This window comes from Mesorhizobium sp. CU3, from assembly GCF_006442965.1.
Classification (GTDB): domain Bacteria; phylum Pseudomonadota; class Alphaproteobacteria; order Rhizobiales; family Rhizobiaceae; genus Mesorhizobium.
The window spans coordinates 135,668-151,658 of the sequence record NZ_VFWX01000008.1 but is presented as its reverse complement, the minus strand read 5'-3'; the positions used below and the strand labels follow the sequence as shown (position 1 = coordinate 151,658).

General features: G+C 57.5%; 13 protein-coding genes and 1 tRNA gene. 2 read left to right on the top strand and 12 right to left on the bottom strand.

Features of this window, described 5'->3' with window-relative positions:
• Positions 1 to 66 precede the first annotated feature (66 nt).
• From FJ988_RS14390 to FJ988_RS14380, 3 genes are all read right to left on the bottom strand, one after another.
• Positions 67 to 141, bottom strand: a tRNA-Gln gene (locus tag FJ988_RS14390).
• A 101-nt stretch (positions 142 to 242) separates the two neighbouring features.
• Complete coding sequence (locus FJ988_RS14385) at positions 243 to 1,361, bottom strand: glycosyltransferase (protein WP_140818737.1); 1,119 nt, start codon at positions 1,359 to 1,361, stop codon at positions 243 to 245.
• A 181-nt stretch (positions 1,362 to 1,542) separates the two neighbouring features.
• Positions 1,543 to 2,544, bottom strand: a complete 1,002-nt coding sequence (locus FJ988_RS14380; protein WP_140818735.1) for an FkbM family methyltransferase — start codon at positions 2,542 to 2,544, stop codon at positions 1,543 to 1,545.
• 546 nt (positions 2,545 to 3,090) lie between these two features.
• On the opposite strand from FJ988_RS14380, the gene FJ988_RS14375 reads away from it, so the two are divergent.
• Entirely contained in the window at positions 3,091 to 3,474 is a 384-nt protein-coding gene (locus tag FJ988_RS14375) for a hypothetical protein (protein WP_140818733.1), read from the top strand.
• A 318-nt stretch (positions 3,475 to 3,792) separates the two neighbouring features.
• Here FJ988_RS14375 and FJ988_RS14370 read toward each other — a convergent pair whose 3' ends face one another.
• From FJ988_RS14370 to FJ988_RS14330, 9 genes are all read right to left on the bottom strand, one after another.
• Positions 3,793 to 4,503, bottom strand: coding sequence for an ABC transporter ATP-binding protein (locus FJ988_RS14370; protein WP_140818731.1), 711 nt, complete (start codon positions 4,501 to 4,503; stop codon positions 3,793 to 3,795).
• Positions 4,504 to 4,505: 2 nt separating this feature from the next.
• Positions 4,506 to 5,246 carry an ABC transporter permease gene (locus FJ988_RS14365; protein WP_181183531.1) on the bottom strand — a complete coding sequence of 247 codons (741 nt, stop codon included), beginning with the start codon at positions 5,244 to 5,246 and terminating at the stop codon, positions 4,506 to 4,508.
• A gap of 54 nt (positions 5,247 to 5,300) precedes the next feature.
• The gene (locus tag FJ988_RS14360) at positions 5,301 to 6,563 is read right to left on the bottom strand and encodes a glycosyltransferase (RefSeq protein WP_140818727.1); all 1,263 of its coding nucleotides are present in this window, start codon (positions 6,561 to 6,563) and stop codon (positions 5,301 to 5,303) included.
• A complete protein-coding gene (locus FJ988_RS14355) occupies positions 6,560 to 7,519 on the bottom strand; it encodes an NAD-dependent epimerase/dehydratase family protein (protein ID WP_140818724.1) in 960 nt (319 codons plus the stop codon). The genes FJ988_RS14360 and FJ988_RS14355 overlap by 4 nt, the downstream gene beginning before the upstream one ends.
• 14 nt (positions 7,520 to 7,533) lie before the next feature.
• The gene (gmd, locus tag FJ988_RS14350; protein ID WP_140818723.1) at positions 7,534 to 8,622 is read right to left on the bottom strand and encodes a GDP-mannose 4,6-dehydratase; all 1,089 of its coding nucleotides are present in this window, start codon (positions 8,620 to 8,622) and stop codon (positions 7,534 to 7,536) included.
• 49 nt (positions 8,623 to 8,671) lie between these two features.
• Entirely contained in the window at positions 8,672 to 9,646 is a 975-nt protein-coding gene (gene gmd / locus FJ988_RS14345) for a GDP-mannose 4,6-dehydratase (RefSeq protein WP_140818721.1), read from the bottom strand.
• Positions 9,647 to 9,732: 86 nt separating this feature from the next.
• Positions 9,733 to 11,148 carry a mannose-1-phosphate guanylyltransferase/mannose-6-phosphate isomerase gene (locus FJ988_RS14340; RefSeq protein ID WP_140818719.1) on the bottom strand — a complete coding sequence of 472 codons (1,416 nt, stop codon included), beginning with the start codon at positions 11,146 to 11,148 and terminating at the stop codon, positions 9,733 to 9,735.
• Positions 11,145 to 12,572, bottom strand: coding sequence for a phosphomannomutase (locus FJ988_RS14335; RefSeq protein ID WP_140818717.1), 1,428 nt, complete (start codon positions 12,570 to 12,572; stop codon positions 11,145 to 11,147). The genes FJ988_RS14340 and FJ988_RS14335 overlap by 4 nt, the downstream gene beginning before the upstream one ends.
• Positions 12,573 to 12,664: 92 nt before the next feature.
• Positions 12,665 to 13,009, bottom strand: a complete 345-nt coding sequence (locus FJ988_RS14330; RefSeq protein WP_140818715.1) for a VOC family protein — start codon at positions 13,007 to 13,009, stop codon at positions 12,665 to 12,667.
• A 218-nt stretch (positions 13,010 to 13,227) separates the two neighbouring features.
• Here FJ988_RS14330 and ppdK point away from each other — a divergent pair, with 218 nt between their 5' ends.
• Entirely contained in the window at positions 13,228 to 15,912 is a 2,685-nt protein-coding gene (gene ppdK, locus FJ988_RS14325) for a pyruvate, phosphate dikinase (RefSeq protein WP_140818713.1), read from the top strand.
• The last annotated feature ends 79 nt before the right edge of the window (positions 15,913 to 15,991 follow it).

Genomic DNA, 15,991 nt, shown 5'->3' with positions numbered 1-15,991 from the left:
GAAACGGTCGCATCCGGAGCAGCGACAGGTGCACTGCAGACAGCTTTATCAAGAGGGAGTCCAGTTTGGCTGGGGCGCCAGGATTCGAACCTGGGAATGTCGGTACCAAAAACCGATGCCTTACCACTTGGCGACGCCCCAGCAGGCGGCGGATGCCCGCTGCGCGCGGCCTTATAGGACGGGTCGGCGCAAAGCTCAATGGCGGGCGCGCATGAAAGGCGATGGCAATCCACAGTCCCCGGCTAAACGCTGCGATTACGCAGCCGGGTGTAGAGATCGGCATAGGCCTTGCCCATCTTTTCAGCTGTGAAAAGGTTCGAAAACCGGTCGCGCGCCGCCCGTCCCCATTTTGCCGCTTCGTCAGGCGTCTCGACGAGCCGGTTGATGGCCTCGGCCAGGCGAACCGGATCGGAAGGCGGGATAACGAGGCCGGTCACGCCGGCCTCGTTGACATAGGACGTTCCCGTGCCGATATCGCACGAGATCATCGGCTTGCCGCACATGGCGGCTTCCGCCAGCGAGACGCCATAAGCCTCGGAGCGTTGATTCGAGGGGAAGACGAAGCCGCTGCAGGCGTGAAGCAGGGCCATTTTCCGTTGCTCGGAGACCGCGCCGAGGAAGGCGACATTGTCGCGCTTCAGCCTTTCGGCCTGGCTCTTCAATTGCTCCTTGACCGGTCCCGCTCCGGCAATGACGATCCTGCACCGCACCCGGTCCGCCGCGTCGATCAGAATATTCAGTCCCTTGTAGTAGCGCAGCACGCCGACGAACAGCACGAACGGCTCAGGTGCCACCGACCGGAGCCAGCTCGCGTCGGCCGCCGTCGGCGCCGGATAGGCGGCTTCGTCGATGCCGATCGGAATGACGCTCGATTTGGCCGCAAACCGCCTCAAGACGGCGCTCGAGCGCAGATAGTCGGGCGAGGTCGCCACTAAAGCGTCTACATTGCCGAGGAAGCGCATCATCAGCGGTCGGTAGAACGACAAGAGCAGGCGTTGCCTGACGACATCCGAATGATAGGTGACGACGCAAGGCTTGCCGTGACGGGAATAAAAATGCGCGACGTCCATGACCGGCCATGGAAAATGGTAATGCACCAGGTCGGATTGCCGAGCGAGCGCATCGAACTTGCGAAAAACCTCGCGGGAAAACCCCGTCGAGGCCAGCTCGAAATCGAGCTTCGCCTTGGCGGCCATATGGCTGTCGATACGCCTGGTGTTTTCGTTTGGAGCGCTGCTCAGCGACAGCACCTCGGTTTCGACTCCGTGGCGAGCCGTGCTTTCGGCAATGGCGTGGATGGTCCGCTCCACCCCGCCGAAACTGTCCGGCAAATATGTCTTGAAGAAATGCAGGACTTTCAAACAGGCGTCCTTCGTCTTGATCGGATGGCCTGCTCGAAAGCTTTGCTCGGGAAGTCGGCAGGTGGATGTCTCACGACCGTATCGCACCGGCATAACACTTCAGGGCATTCATGCGGTCGTTGACCTCTTGGAAGAGTCGAGGAAGGCGTTAATTTCGGCCGCGATGAACTCTCCAGTTTATTTAGCGCAAACTGCCTGTTCTGGTTAGAATTAGATCGCCTTGCAGTCTGGATACCTCGTCCCAAGTTACCTTGCGCAGCGGCTGTTGCCAAAGGGCGAGATAGGGAATGAACCTTTCTGATTCGAGGAATGCAATATTTTCCGTGATAGCCTCTGAGCCGAGAGTGCGTGTGACGAGAAACGGGTCCCATTCGATGATAAGCTTAATATCACGGTTATTACGGATGACCTCTTTGGCCCCGCGCAGCACAAGCGTTTCGTAACCCTCGACGTCAATCTTAAGGCCGTCGATCTTTTGGCCGGCGAACATCTTGTCAAGCGTGACTGTGTTCACCTGGATCACTTCGACACTGGAATTCTCCGACTCGCCGAAGATATCGAGTCGGACCTGCGGAACAGAAAAACCGGACATTGCGGAATGTGATCGGAACTTGGAAAAGCTTTTGACCTCCTCAGTATCGGACACCGCGAGCTGGTGGGTCTTGATGACATTCCCCATCCCATTGACATCGACGTTGAGTCTCAGTGTGCCATATAGGTGGGGCACGGGTTCGAAGGAGTAGACCTTACCAGTCTGACCAACAATCGATCCAGCGAAAAGAGTATGCAACCCGACATTGCCGCCGACGTCAACAAAAGTTGAACCAGGTTTCAATATCTGCATGATGACGTCCCTGATGTGATCCTCCCAGCAACCATGCTCCAGCACATGCAGGGTAATATGGTGGTCGGTGGCATCGAGAAAAAACCGGTGCCCATCTGAGTTGTGGAAATAGATGTGGCTATCTCCAGAATTCAGCGTCAAAGGCACTGCTTTGGCGATTGCGCGGGAATCGACCATCGTTTGAGATGTGCCGCCCGTCAGATATGGTCGCATTGCATTGAGTTGGCTATCAAGTTGTGACTTGATCACGTCGGAGAGTCGATGCTCGATACGCTGACTGACCTTGATGGCAAGATAGTCCATCGCAAGTTTGGCGCGGTTGCGAATCCAGTTACCCATTTAGGCCTCCCGCAGCCCAAAGGGCTAAAAGGGGTCCCTTAACATTATGCTGCGCTTTACCGCAACACTGGTTGCCCAAACCCGGCCTCTCGGTATAACGGAAACGGCCCAGATCCCAGTGTCGCTAGATGACAGCACTGCGGACAGATCACCATCTCTCGGCCACTAAGGTGCACACAGTGTTGTAAATCCCGCCAATTCAATTGGGAGGTTCTTTAGTTGATATTTCTCAGCCATCACAAGTGTGCGTCTAGCCTGCTGAGCTCATTTCTTTCAAATTTGAGCATTGTCAATGGATTGACATTTTATGCGACTTCAGACGGTTCTGAAATTCCTGCAGAGAACGTCAACATAACGCATTTGGCAAATGCGAATTATAGGACAGTGGCTCCACACCTTCGTGGTGTGGTCGTTCATCTTATCCGTAACCCGCTAAACATAGTACAGTCCGCATATTTCTCCCATATTCGAACACATCCTCTGGATGGTTGGCCAGAACTTGCCTTGCAACGCAAGTTGCTTCAGGGGTGCTCGCAAGAACATGGGATGTTCCTCACTCTGACATTTGTCGAGCGCGATGATTTCTACAGGAATACCGGTGGGCCGCTCGCCGATTTGCGGCGCTGGGATTTTTCAGACCCACGCATCGTTACGGTGCGCATGGAAGACTTCGGTGAAGACATCGGCAGTGTAATTCGTCCGGCTTTGGGTTCTGCTTCAATTGGGCTTCAGTGGCCAGAATCGGATAAATTTTCATTCCGACGTATGTCTGGCGGGAGGGAGCCCGGGCAGGTCGATTCACAGTCGCATTATCGATCCGGCAGCCCTGATGCATGGCGGGAGGAGTTGCCGTCGCCTGTCATCGAATACATCAGGACTTATTACCGCAATCTATTGGAGAGGTATTATCCGAGTTCTCTTGAAAGGTAGGGTAGGCTTGCGTTCTCCTTTTCTTCTTTAGGTCACGTCGTTCCGCTAAGGCTTTCGAAGCGCATCGTCGATATAGCCGCCCCACCTCGTCAAGGGCGGCATCGATGTGGATGCGCGGAATGTCGATTTCTTGCGGGGCACTGAAGGATTGCATCGGGGACGGTAGCGATCCGTTTGACTATGTTTTCGCGTCACACGTTATCGAGCACGTGCCAATGCGGGTGTTGGTCTGCATTCTATACCACTAAGTTTCCATGATCCCGCGCCAACCGTGAAGCGCGATCACGGTGCAGCGGTCAGGATCCTTTCATCAACCCACTAAAGCGCAACTTCCATCAATCTTCCGTGTTCCAAGGAGAACGCGCGCGTGCAAAACTGTTTTATTAGATCAATCGAATGAGATGCAAAAACAAATATTCGAGCGTTTCCAACAAGCGTCTTCATACGGTCTTGTGCTTTTGACTGAAATGCAGCGTCACCCGTGCCAAACGTCTCGTCGACCAACAAGATTTCAGGGTGCACCGCCGTTCCCACTGCAAACATCAGCCGCATTTTCATCCCTGCCGAATAAGTATGGACAGGAAGTTGTAAGAAATTACCCAATTCAGTAAATTCTTCAATGTCAGGTACCATAAGCGTAACCTCCGACCGCGTTGAGCCTAAAAGCATACCCATACGATAGATGTTCTCGTATCCCGACAACTCCTCATCAAGGCCTGCGCCTAGCTCGATGATCGTTGCGACACGACCATCCCTGGTTATCTTCCCGGAAACGGGCATAAATATACCCGCCATAGTGCGCAACAAAGTCGTCTTTCCGGCTCCGTTGTGTCCGATTAATCCGACACTGTCGCCGTCACGCAGTTCAAAGCTCACGTTGTCCAATGCCGTAATTGTGACAATGCCGGCCGTAGGTTGGGACACGATCCCGCCAGTGCCGATTTGGACCAATTTGTTCCTCAACGACATGCTTTTCGCATTGTAAATTGGATATTGGACGGTCACATTTTCAAACTTTAACAGCGCCATCTTCACACCCAAAAAACTACGCGTCCATGCTTTTTGCCAAGAATGCAGAGGGTCGCGATCCCGCCGGATATAAGTAGGCCAACGCTAACCTGGTAAACAAAAACGGGCGGTGCGAAGCCCAGCATAGGGTCACGAACAAGTGAAACGAGGTAAGTAAGCGGATTGAGCCAGGCGATAAATTCAGTCATCGCGAGCTGATTGGGTCGATATATCACCGGTGTGAGGAAGAACATTAGCGGCATGAATGATCCAACGAGTGGACCCAAATCCCGAAATCTCGCGCCTAGCAACCCAATCAAGCTGGACAACCAGAAGAGGTTGGCAATCACAAGGACCAGACCGGGCACTACCAGTAACTGATTGAGGCTCAGCGGCGGTGGAAATATCAATAAGACGAAAACGACAACGAGTAAATTATGGCAGAAATTTATCAATTGTCTAAGGAGTAGCTGCAACGGGAAAACGAAAAGTGGAGCGCTTACATTTCTTATCAATCTCGCATTGCCAATGTACACGCCGGACGCCTCCAGAATTGATCCCGATAGCAGTTGCCAAACGACAAGACCAATGGAAAGCGACGGAATAAACGTCGACTTGTCGATGTGGAGTAATTCGCTCCACAGGAAGCCAAGGCCCACCACGCCAACGGCTGTGCCTAGCACCAACCAGAGTGGTCCGAGCACGCTTCGTCTGTATCGCGCTCTGGTATCGCCCCATGCAAAGTACAAGGACAGCGGCAGCATGCTTGCCGCCTGGACGAGGTCGTTCCAGCCTTCTTTAAAATCCTTTACCATCTGCTATTGGGCGGCCTGTTTGAAGCCTTGTGTCTGGGGGTCAAGGTTAACCAAAAAATTAGGGAGATCACGAGCGTAAACCACTGCCTGGGTTTGACAGTTGTAGACCGACGTCACAGGTTTTTCAGGGTGGCCACTGAGATCCCGTCGCATCAACATTTCGGTCTTGGTAGCAATCTCCAGGTAGTTGCCGATATCGAATCGCATATAATTGTCATAGGGTACAAGTTTAAATAGTTCATCAAAAGCAAAAGAAGACGAACAAAGTACCCGTTGGCATGCATCCATGCATATCGAGGCGATCCCTGATCCATCTTGGCCATTTTCGTAATAAGGCAGCCACGCAACGTCTACCGCGCTTGCGACTTTCCAAAAGTCGTTGTCTTCGAGCTCTCCCAGAAAAAACACTCTGCCGCGAAGCGATTTATTTGCCAAGACCGTCTCTATGAGTTTTTGAAGATACGCGTCGGTTTTCCCATCCACCTTAAGCGTCTGGGGATGCTGACGGCCAAAGATCAGGAGTTTATATTCCTTTGGCAAAAGTGAAAGTGCCTTCAGGGCGTCACCATGACCTTTGTAAGCGCTTATATATCCGAACATCCCAAGCAATACGTCTGATTCCGTAAGACTAATCTCAGACCGTATACGCTCTAGGACTGACCCATCCCTCTCGAAGTTATCTGGGACAATTTTCAATGGATGAACATCCACGCGTGTGTAGTTAAAAAACTGTTGAATTTGCCGCGCAGCTCTCGAGGTGTGGACGATCAGCCGAAGGTTGTTCTTGATGGCATTTTTGATAACCTTACGATTGATCCTAATATGTATATCAGCCAACTTGTTGCCAATAATCTCTCGCAAGCCGTCGACAATTTGCAGGGTTACTAATTTCCTTATCCCTGCCCTGGCGCTCGCCGATGAAGCTTCCATGAGGCGAGGCGAATGAAGGGTAACGGTGGTATTGGGGTTCGCTTGCATTAGAATAGTAGCGCGACGAATGATGTCACTGGGAAGGGTTCCGTAAAGGCCGGCTTCAAACTGAATATTTACGCCATCAAAGGCTTTCAGCCGGCTTGCAATTTCAGAAATGTGCCGATGGCCTTTTTCCCGTATTATCTTATTTGTTGATTGCAGCAATTTTAGGTCAAGCTCGATAACCTCGACACTTGCATTGCTGTAGTGTCGGATCGAATCATGCAAAACTCTTGTAAAAGACGCGTTGCCGCAGCTTTCAGAGTAACTGGATACGATTGCAAATGTACTCATTGTCGGATGCCAGCCTGATTGTCTTCGTACCACTTGTAGGTGCGAGCCAGCCCGCATTGTAAACTAATTTCCGGCGCAAACCCTGCGCTTCTCAATTTGCTGTTATCTACGACGCGACTCCTTATACCTACCGGTCTATCTACGTTGAATCTGACATCGGATACGCCGGCCTCTGACGCTATGCACTCTGTCACTTGTCTAATGGTAACGCCAATGCCGCTCGATATGTTCACGAAATTTTGCAATCCTGCATTCGTCAGGCATAACATTACGCCTCTGGCTGCGTCTTCGGCATGCAAAAAGTCTCGCTCCGCAGTGCCATCCCCCCAAACCTCCAGCGGCGTCTTGGTTAAGGCCGCGCGATGGGCTTTGACAACTAGCGAAGGAATAACATGCCCGTTCGTAACGTCAAATCGGTCATGGTCGCCGTATAGGTTAGTAAAAATACCATATGTATATCGCATGCCTATTTCCTTACATAAAATCTCAAGATAGCTATAAGCGTGGCGTTTAGCCATAGCATAACCAAATTCACCAGAATGCGGTAAACCTGTGAAGAAATTGTCTTCTCGTAATGGCATCTCAAGATAGGGGTATGGGTACGATGCAACTGTCCCTGCGAAGAAAAAGTTATTCACTGGGTACTTTGCAATGGCAGAGAAGATGTGATGATTGATCGCTGAATTCTCTGTCACGGCCCGAAGCTGGTTTTTCATGTTGCCAGCGAGCCCAAATACGGTCGCTGCCAAGTGAATTACTGTGTCTGGACGGTAAGTTGAGAAATATCGTCGAGTTTCATTCTCATCGAGCAAATCTAATTCCTGACGGCTTGGCCTTAGCACATCGCGTACGCCAAGCCGCTCAAGCTGCCGAACAATGGCACGGCCCAGGACGCCGCTCGCACCAGTGACGAGGCATCGCGAATCAAGTTTGGATGCAGACGACATCAGTGTCATGGGTACACGTGCCCTCACTCCGGTCGGGGATAGTGATTGTAGCCGCTGTTCTGAATCATTTGGTCTCGTTGCGCGCTCAGCAAGTCTGCCCGCATCATCTCGCCAACCAATTCAGTGAAGCCGATTTTCGGTTCCCAGCCGAGCTTCAATTTTGCCTTGCTGGCATCTCCAAGAAGGGTTTCCACCTCCGCAGGCCGGAAGTAACGAGGGTCCACGGCCACGATGCATTTGCCCGTCCTCGGGTCGTAGCCTTTTTCATCGACACCCTTTCCTTCCCAGCGGATATCGATACCCAGTTCTGCAGCGGCAAGGGTCGCAAACTCGCGAACCGAGTGTTGCTCACCGGTTGCGATGACGTAGTCCTCAGGAGATTGCTGCTGAAGCATGAGCCATTGCATCTCGACATAGTCCTTGGCGTGACCCCAATCGCGCAGAGAGTCGAGATTGCCCAGGTAAAGTCGCTCTTGTATGCCTAGCTTGATACGTGCGAGGGCCCGCGTAATCTTGCGCGTCACAAACGTCTCCCCCCGCATTGGGGACTCGTGATTGAACAAAATGCCGTTGCAGGCGTAGATGCCGTACGCTTCACGATAGTTGACCGTAATCCAATACGCATACAGTTTGGCCACAGCGTAGGGGGACCTGGGATAGAATGGCGTAGTCTCCTTTTGAGGCGTCTCTTGCACGAGCCCGTACAGCTCAGATGTAGAGGCCTGATAGAAGCGGACCTTTTTCTCCAAGCCAAGAATGCGAATGGCTTCCAAAATTCTCAACGCTCCTAGAGCGTCGGAATTTGCGGTGTATTCCGGCTCCTCGAATGAAACAGCCACGTGGCTCTGGGCTGCCAGGTTATAAATCTCATCCGGCTGCACGAGTTGAATAATGCGCATCAAGCTGGATGTATCCGTGAGATCGCCATGATGCAGTGTTAGATCTACGCCCCTTTCGTGGGGATCATGGTACAAATGATCAATGCGGTCCGTATTAAAAAGAGATGTGCGGCGCCTTATGCCATGCACGGAATATCCCTTTTGTAGCAGGAACTGAGCCAGATAGGCTCCATCTTGGCCGGTAACGCCAGTTATCAATGCTGTCTTTGTCATTAGAACTCTCGATATGTTCGATAATATTTTCGCCAAGCCCTTGACGTCTTCAACTGCCCGTCCTGGCGAGGTCTGCATCCACCATTTCCCGGATCATCTCCTCCAGTGTGATCGTCGCTTCCCAGCCGAGCTTGGCTTTCGCCTTGGCTGGATTGCCGAGCAGGACCTCTACTTCGGCCGGCCGGAACAGGTCGGGATCGATGATGAGGTGATCATCCATCTTCAGCCCGACATGCTCGAAGGCGATCCGGCACATGTCACGCACCGTGGTGGTCCGGCCGGTGGCCACGACATAGTCGTCCGCCTCATCCTGCTGCAGCATCAGCCACATGGCGCGGACATAGTCTTTCGCGTGGCCCCAGTCGCGCTGGGCGTCGATATTGCCGAGGCGCAACTCCTTGGCCATGCCCTTCTTGATGCGGGCGACAGCGTCGGTGACCTTGCGGGTGACGAACTCGATGCCGCGCAGCGGCGACTCGTGGTTGAACAAAATGCCACTCGAGGCATGCAGCCCGAAGCTCTCGCGGTAATTGACTGTGATCCAATGCCCATAGACCTTAGCCACCGCATAGGGGGAGCGGGGGTGGAAGGCCGTGGTCTCCGACTGCATCGGCTCCTGGATCTGGCCGTACATCTCCGATGAGGATGCCTGGTAGAAGCGCGCCGAGGGGATTTCGAGCCGCAGCGCCTCAAGCACGTTGGTGACGCCGATGCCGGTGACGTTGCCGGTCAGGATCGGCTGCTGCCAGGAGGATGCGACGAAAGATTGTGCGGCAAGGTTGTAGACCTCGTCCGGCTTTACATCGCGCATGATCCGCGACAGTCCTGAAAGATCGCTCAGATTGCCGTCGACGATCCGCACGTCTTCTTCGATGCCAAGCCACTTCAGCCGCGTGATGTTGACGTCGGCAGTAGTTGAGCGCCGCGCAAGGCCGTGGACCTCGTAGCCCTTCGCGAGCAGGAGTTCCGCCAGATAGGCGCCGTCCTGCCCGGTAATGCCGGTGATCAATGCTGTCTTTGCCATCAATACTCTCAATGAATTCGGATAATTACTCCCCCAAGCCCCTAATCCGTTGATTGCCCGCCCCAGCCCTGCGGGTCAGTGAATCGTCATGCGCGCCCGTATACGTCGTCGAAGCGCACTATGTCATCCTCGCCAAGATAATCGCCGCTCTGAACTTCGATGATCACCAGATCGATCTTGCCCGGATTTTCCAGCCGGTGCTTGTGACCGCACGGGATGTAAGTCGATTCATTGGTTGCCAGGAACAGCTCCTTGTCGCCATTGACGATCTTCGCCGATCCGCTGACCACCACCCAATGTTCCGAACGATGATGGTGCATCTGCAGGCTGAGCCGCCGCCCGGGCTTCACCTCGATGCGCTTGATCTTGAAGCGTTCGCCTTCCTCCAGCACCGTGTACGTCCCCCATGGCCGGTGCACGGTGGAGTGCAAGAGATGCGCTTCGTGCCCCGATGCCTTGAGGCCCTCGAACAGCTTCTTGACGTCCTGCACGCGTTCGCGTGAGGCCACCAGCAACGCGTCAGGCGAATCGACGATCACCAGGTCGCTGACGCCGACCGTGCCGATGACGCGCTTGTCCGAAGTGATGTAGCTGCCGGAAGTGTCCACAGTGTGTACATCGCCGCGGATCCTGTTGCCGCGCTCGTCCGCCTGGATCAGCTCCGCCATGGCGTTCCACGATCCGATGTCGTTCCAGGCCATCTCGCAGGGGACCACGGCAAGATTGCGCGCCTTTTCCATCACGGCATGGTCGAGCGAGATTCGCGGCGCAAGCGCGAAATGCTCGCCCGAAAGTTCGATCTTGCCGGTGTCGCCGCCATTCTCGAGGCGGCCGTGCTGGTAGCTTGCGGCGACCGCGTCGAGCACGGCGGGACAATGCGCGGCCAGGGCCTCAAGCATGGTTCGCGCCGTAAAACAGAAGATGCCGGCATTCCAGAAGAAGCGCCCGGACGCCAGATATGTCTTGGCCGTGGCGAGGTCCGGCTTTTCGACGAAACGAACCACCTTCTCGCCATCGGCCTCGATATAGCCGAAGGCGGTGTCCGGACGGCTGGGCTTGATGCCGAGCGTGGCGATCAGGCCCTGCCGCGCGTGGTCGATGGCCCGCCCCATCGCAGCCGTGAAGGCCGAGAGATCGCCGATCATGTGGTCGGCCGGAAACACGCACAAAATCGCGTCCGGACCCTGGGTTGCGTTGGCGTGGACGACGGCCGCCGCCACCGCCGCGGCCGTATCGCGCCCCTCCGGCTCAAGCAGGAAAGTGTGCGGCGGAACCGCCGGCGACAATTCGTCGAAATCGTCCTTGGTCAGGAAAAGGTGGTCCCTCGACGTCACCGCGACGAGTTCCGTAACGTTCTTCAGCGAGACCGCTCTGAGCACGGTGTGCTGGATCAGCGAGCGCCCGTCCGCAACCTTGAGGAAAGGCTTCGGATGCGACTGCCTGGACGCCGGCCACAGCCGCGACCCGGCGCCGCCGCTGATGATGACGGGAACCACTTTCATTCGACGATCTTTCGCTCGTCTGACAGTCCGGCGTCCCGCGCCCGTTCGAGCGCTATTGCCACGATTTCACTTGCCCTGTCATGGCTGGCGGCCTCGGCATAGCAACGAAACTCCGGCGCGTTGCCCGAAGGCCGCAGATGGACGATCTCGCCGCTTACCATGCGCGCCCTGAGACCGTCGGTCACGTCGACGTCGGCGACGGTTCCGAAGGGTGCCAGAAACGCCTGCAGGGCATCACGGTCGGCGAGCCGATGCATCAGGCCGCGCGATGCCTCGACCGGGAAATTCTCCAGCCGCTCGCTGGCGCAGATCGGAAGCTTCCAGAGCGAGCGCAGCGCCGACAGAGACTTGCCCGTCGATGCCACGGTGCCGAGCGTCGCCAGGATCGGCAGAAAGGAATCGCGCGTCGGCAGTGCCGACAATGTCTTGCCGTTCAAGAGACAGTCCGACCCGAGCAGCACCCCGCCATTGGCCTCGAAGCCGACGATCGTGCCGCCGGCCGGTTGCGCGGCCTCCATGCCGGCTATGACGAAGGGCGAGCCGACCCTCGTCCTCACCACCTTGAAGCCGAAAGCGTCGGAAATGCCCGAGTTCGACGTCACCGGCGTCACCACGACATCGGCCTTGACGAACAGCGCCGTGGCGAGGCCGATCAGGTCGCCGCGGAACAATTCGCTGTTTTCGTCGATGATAAGAGGGCGGTCGGCATCGGCGTCCGTCGACAGCACGGCGTCGAATTTGAACTCGCGTACCCACCCTTTCGCCTTGGCCAGGGTCTCCGGGCTGACGGCCTCGGTGTCGACCGGCACGAAAACCTCGGATTTTCCGACGGCCATGGCATCGGCGCCGTAGGCGCGCAGCACCTCGACCAGCAGTTCCGCCGCCACGGAACTGTGCTGGTAGACACCAAGCCTGAGCCCGGAAAGCGCGGCGGAGGGGAGAATGGAGCCCACACGGTCCCAAAAGGCGGCCAGAGCCTGATCACGGCCGGCTTGCCACTGTGCCTGTGCCGGCGGCCATGGGTAGTGGTCCGACAACTCGGCGACATAAGCGGTGATCGCGGCCTCGTCCGCCTTGTCGATCTCGCCCTTCGGACCATAGAACTTGATGCCGTTGCGGTCGGCGGGAATGTGCGATCCGGTCACCATCAGCGCCGCGCCGCGCTGCCGGCCGGCATGGAAAGCGAGCGCCGGGGTGGGGATCGCTCCGCAGTCGATCGGCTCGAAGCCGGCCGCGGCGAGCGCGGCCATGCAGTCCGCTGCGATCTCCGGACTGCTGTCGCGCAGATCGCGCCCGACAAAAACCTTGCCCTGATCGAACCCGGTCGCACGCAGGCGCCGGGCAAAAGCTTCAGTGTAGAGTCCGCTTGCTCTTCCGATCAAATCGGAAGCCAAACCCCGGACACCGCTTGATCCGAATTTCATGAGCGCGCTTTTGTTGCTGAAAGATCAGGCTGCTACTTATTGGAGCAGAACTGCCTGTCAACAGCAAATTTACCAGGAAATCTGCGTCTTTTCTAATGTCCCCACACCGCCAACTCGTTACCGGCCGGATCGGTGAAGTGGAATCGTCTGCCGCCGGGAAAGGCAAAGATCGGTTTCACGATGACGCCGCCGGCATTCTCGACCGCGTCCAGCGTTTCCTCGAGGTTTTGCGAGTAGAGCACCGGCAGCGGCTTGGCCGGCGCCTCGCCGGCATCCGCCTGGAAACCGCCGTCCAGGCCTTCGGCAAAGGCCGAATAGGTCGGGCCGTAGTCGGTGAACGACCAGGCAAAGGCCGCGCTATAGAAGGATTTAACGCTGTCCAGCGTGCCGCCTGTCGCCGGCAACTCCAGATAGTCGAGTTTTCCGTTGAGTTTCATCACGCTACTCCATACATGTTCCGGTTATGTTCTATAGGGAGCGGCATTATCCGGCAAGTCTTTTTGACGCAGCTTTTGCTTAATCGATTGTAGGAGCCGGACCCGTCACGCCTGCGCCTTGCCTTTCGCACTGCAGCATCATATCGCTCGGACCGGAAGGGCGGGGAAGCGGGCTCCGACCCGGCTGTTGTCTATCTTCCACGAACTGGAGGGCAAGCATGACCAAGTGGGTTTACACCTTCGGCGACGGTGCCGCCGAAGGCCGCGCCGGCGACCGCAACCTCCTCGGCGGCAAGGGCGCCAACCTGGCCGAGATGTGCAGCCTCGGGCTGCCGGTGCCGCCGGGCTTTACCATCACCACCGAGGTCTGCAACGCCTATTACGCCGACGGCCGCACCTATCCGGCGGCGCTCGAAGCCAGTGTGTCGTCCGCGCTCGACAATATCGGCACGATCACCGGCCGCCGCTTCGGCGATCCCTCGAAGCTGCTCCTGGTCTCGGTGCGATCGGGCGCCCGCGCCTCCATGCCCGGCATGATGGACACCGTGCTCAATCTCGGCCTCAATGACGAGACGGTGGAGGCCTTGGCCGCTGATTCCGGCGACGCGCGCTTCGCCTACGACAGCTATCGCCGTTTCATCCAGATGTATTCCGATGTCGTCATGGGGCTCGACCACGAGGTGTTCGAGGAAATCCTCGAGGACCAGAAGGCGAGCCTCGGTCACGAACTCGACACCGAACTGACTGCCGCGGAATGGCAGGGCGTGATTTCGCTCTATAAGGCCAAGGTCGAGGAAGAACTGGGCAAGCCGTTCCCGCAGGATCCGCATGAGCAGCTCTGGGGCGCGATCGGCGCCGTGTTTTCGAGCTGGATGAACAGCCGCGCCATCACCTACCGCCGCCTGCACGACATCCCGGAAAGCTGGGGCACGGCGGTCAACGTCCAGGCCATGGTGTTCGGCAATATGGGCGACACCTCGGCCACCGGCGTCGCCTTCACGCGCAACCCGTCGACCGGCGAGCGGCAGCTCTACGGCGAATTCCTGGTCAACGCCCAGGGCGAGGACGTGGTCGCCGGCATCCGTACGCCGCAGAACATCACCGAGGCCGCGCGCATCGCCGCCGGCTCCGACAAGCCGTCGCTGCAAAAGCTGATGCCGGACGCCTTCCAAGCCTTCGTCGACATCTCCGACCGGCTGGAAAAGCACTACCGCGACATGCAGGACCTCGAATTCACCATCGAGCGCGGCAAATTGTGGATGCTGCAGACCCGTTCCGGCAAGCGCACCGCCAAGGCGGCGCTCAAGATCGCGGTCGAGATGGCAAGGGACGGGCTGATCACCAAGGAAGAGGCCGTCGCCCGCATCGATCCCGCTTCGCTCGACCAGCTCCTGCACCCGACGATCGATCCGAAAGCCGCGCGCGACGTCATCGGCATGGGCCTACCGGCCTCGCCGGGTGCCGCCACCGGCGAGATCGTCTTTTCATCTGGAGACGCAGAGGATGCCAAGGCGCAAGGTCGCAAGGCGATCCTGGTGCGCATCGAGACCAGCCCCGAGGACATCCACGGCATGCATGCCGCCGAGGGCATCCTCACCACGCGCGGCGGCATGACCAGCCACGCCGCGGTGGTGGCGCGCGGCATGGGCAAGCCCTGCGTGTCGGGCGCCGGCTCGCTGCGGGTCGACTACAAGGCCGGCACGCTGCTCTCTATGGGCCAGACCTTCCGCAAGGGCGACATCATCACCATCGATGGCGGCAACGGCCAAGTGCTCAAAGGGGCTGTAGCCATGCTGCAGCCGGAGCTGTCGGGCGACTTCGCCGCCATCATGGAATGGGCGGACGCCGCGCGCCGCATGAAGGTGCGCACCAATGCCGAAACCCCGCTCGACGCGCGCATGGCGCGTTCCTTCGGAGCCGAAGGCATCGGGCTTTGCCGCACCGAGCACATGTTCTTTGACGGTGCCCGCATCGTCGCCATGCGCGAGATGATCCTGGCCGACACCGAGAAGGACCGGCGTTCAGCACTCGACAAGCTTCTGCCGATGCAGCGCTCGGACTTTCTCGAACTGTTCGAGATCATGGCCGGCCTGCCGGTGACGATCCGCCTGCTCGACCCGCCGCTGCACGAATTTCTGCCCAAGACCGAAGCGGAACTCGCCGAAGTCGCCACCGCCATGAACGTCTCGGCCGACAAGCTGAGACAGCGCACCGAGGCGCTGCACGAGTTCAACCCGATGCTCGGCCATCGCGGCTGCCGGCTCGCCGTTTCCTATCCCGAGATCGCCGAGATGCAGGCGCGCGCCATCTTCGAGGCGGCGGTCGAGGCCGGACGGAAGGCCGGCGCCTTGGTCGTCCCGGAAATCATGGTGCCGCTGGTCGGCCTCGTGAAGGAACTCGACTACGTCAAGGCGCGCATCGATGCGGTGGCGCAAAGCGTCATGCAGGAAACAGGCACCAAGATCGATTACCTCACCGGCACGATGATCGAACTGCCGCGCGCGGCGATCCGGGCGCACGTTATTGCCGAATCGGCCGAATTCTTCTCCTTCGGCACCAATGACCTGACGCAGACGACATTCGGCATCTCGCGCGACGATGCCGCGTCCTTCCTCGAAACCTACCGGCAGAAAGGCATCATCGAGCAGGATCCGTTCGTGTCGCTAGACGTCGACGGCGTCGGCGAACTGGTGCGCATCGCCGCGCAAAAGGGCAAGGCGACGCGGCCTGCCATCAAGCTCGGCATTTGCGGCGAGCATGGCGGCGATCCCGCCTCGATCCGCTTCTGCGAGGAGGTCGGCCTCGACTATGTCTCGTGCTCGCCCTACCGCGTGCCAATCGCCAGACTGGCGGCGGCGCAAGCCGGTGTGGCAGCGGCGAAGAGTGCTGCAAAACGCGCCTGAGCGGGGGGCGGGCGGATTACGGTTTTGTATGGAATGTCACACGAACGTGCGCCTTTCCGCCCCGATTCCCGACACGGTT

Bases quoted from the DNA above. Each gene is read 5' to 3' on its own strand.
- FJ988_RS14380 (WP_140818735.1), bottom strand. From the start codon at position 2,544: ATGGGTAACTGGATTCGCAACCGCGCCAAACTTGCGATGGACTATCTT.
- FJ988_RS14375 (WP_140818733.1), top strand. From the start codon at position 3,091: ATGTTCCTCACTCTGACATTTGTCGAGCGCGATGATTTCTACAGGAAT.
- FJ988_RS14370 (WP_140818731.1), bottom strand. From the start codon at position 4,503: ATGGCGCTGTTAAAGTTTGAAAATGTGACCGTCCAATATCCAATTTAC.
- FJ988_RS14365 (WP_181183531.1), bottom strand. From the start codon at position 5,246: ATGCTGCCGCTGTCCTTGTACTTTGCATGGGGCGATACCAGAGCGCGA.
- FJ988_RS14360 (WP_140818727.1), bottom strand. From the start codon at position 6,563: ATGAGTACATTTGCAATCGTATCCAGTTACTCTGAAAGCTGCGGCAAC.
- FJ988_RS14355 (WP_140818724.1), bottom strand. From the start codon at position 7,519: ATGACACTGATGTCGTCTGCATCCAAACTTGATTCGCGATGCCTCGTC.
- gmd (WP_140818723.1), bottom strand. From the start codon at position 8,622: ATGACAAAGACAGCATTGATAACTGGCGTTACCGGCCAAGATGGAGCC.
- gmd (WP_140818721.1), bottom strand. From the start codon at position 9,646: ATGGCAAAGACAGCATTGATCACCGGCATTACCGGGCAGGACGGCGCC.
- FJ988_RS14340 (WP_140818719.1), bottom strand. From the start codon at position 11,148: ATGAAAGTGGTTCCCGTCATCATCAGCGGCGGCGCCGGGTCGCGGCTG.
- FJ988_RS14335 (WP_140818717.1), bottom strand. From the start codon at position 12,572: ATGAAATTCGGATCAAGCGGTGTCCGGGGTTTGGCTTCCGATTTGATC.
- FJ988_RS14330 (WP_140818715.1), bottom strand. From the start codon at position 13,009: ATGAAACTCAACGGAAAACTCGACTATCTGGAGTTGCCGGCGACAGGC.
- ppdK (WP_140818713.1), top strand. From the start codon at position 13,228: ATGACCAAGTGGGTTTACACCTTCGGCGACGGTGCCGCCGAAGGCCGC.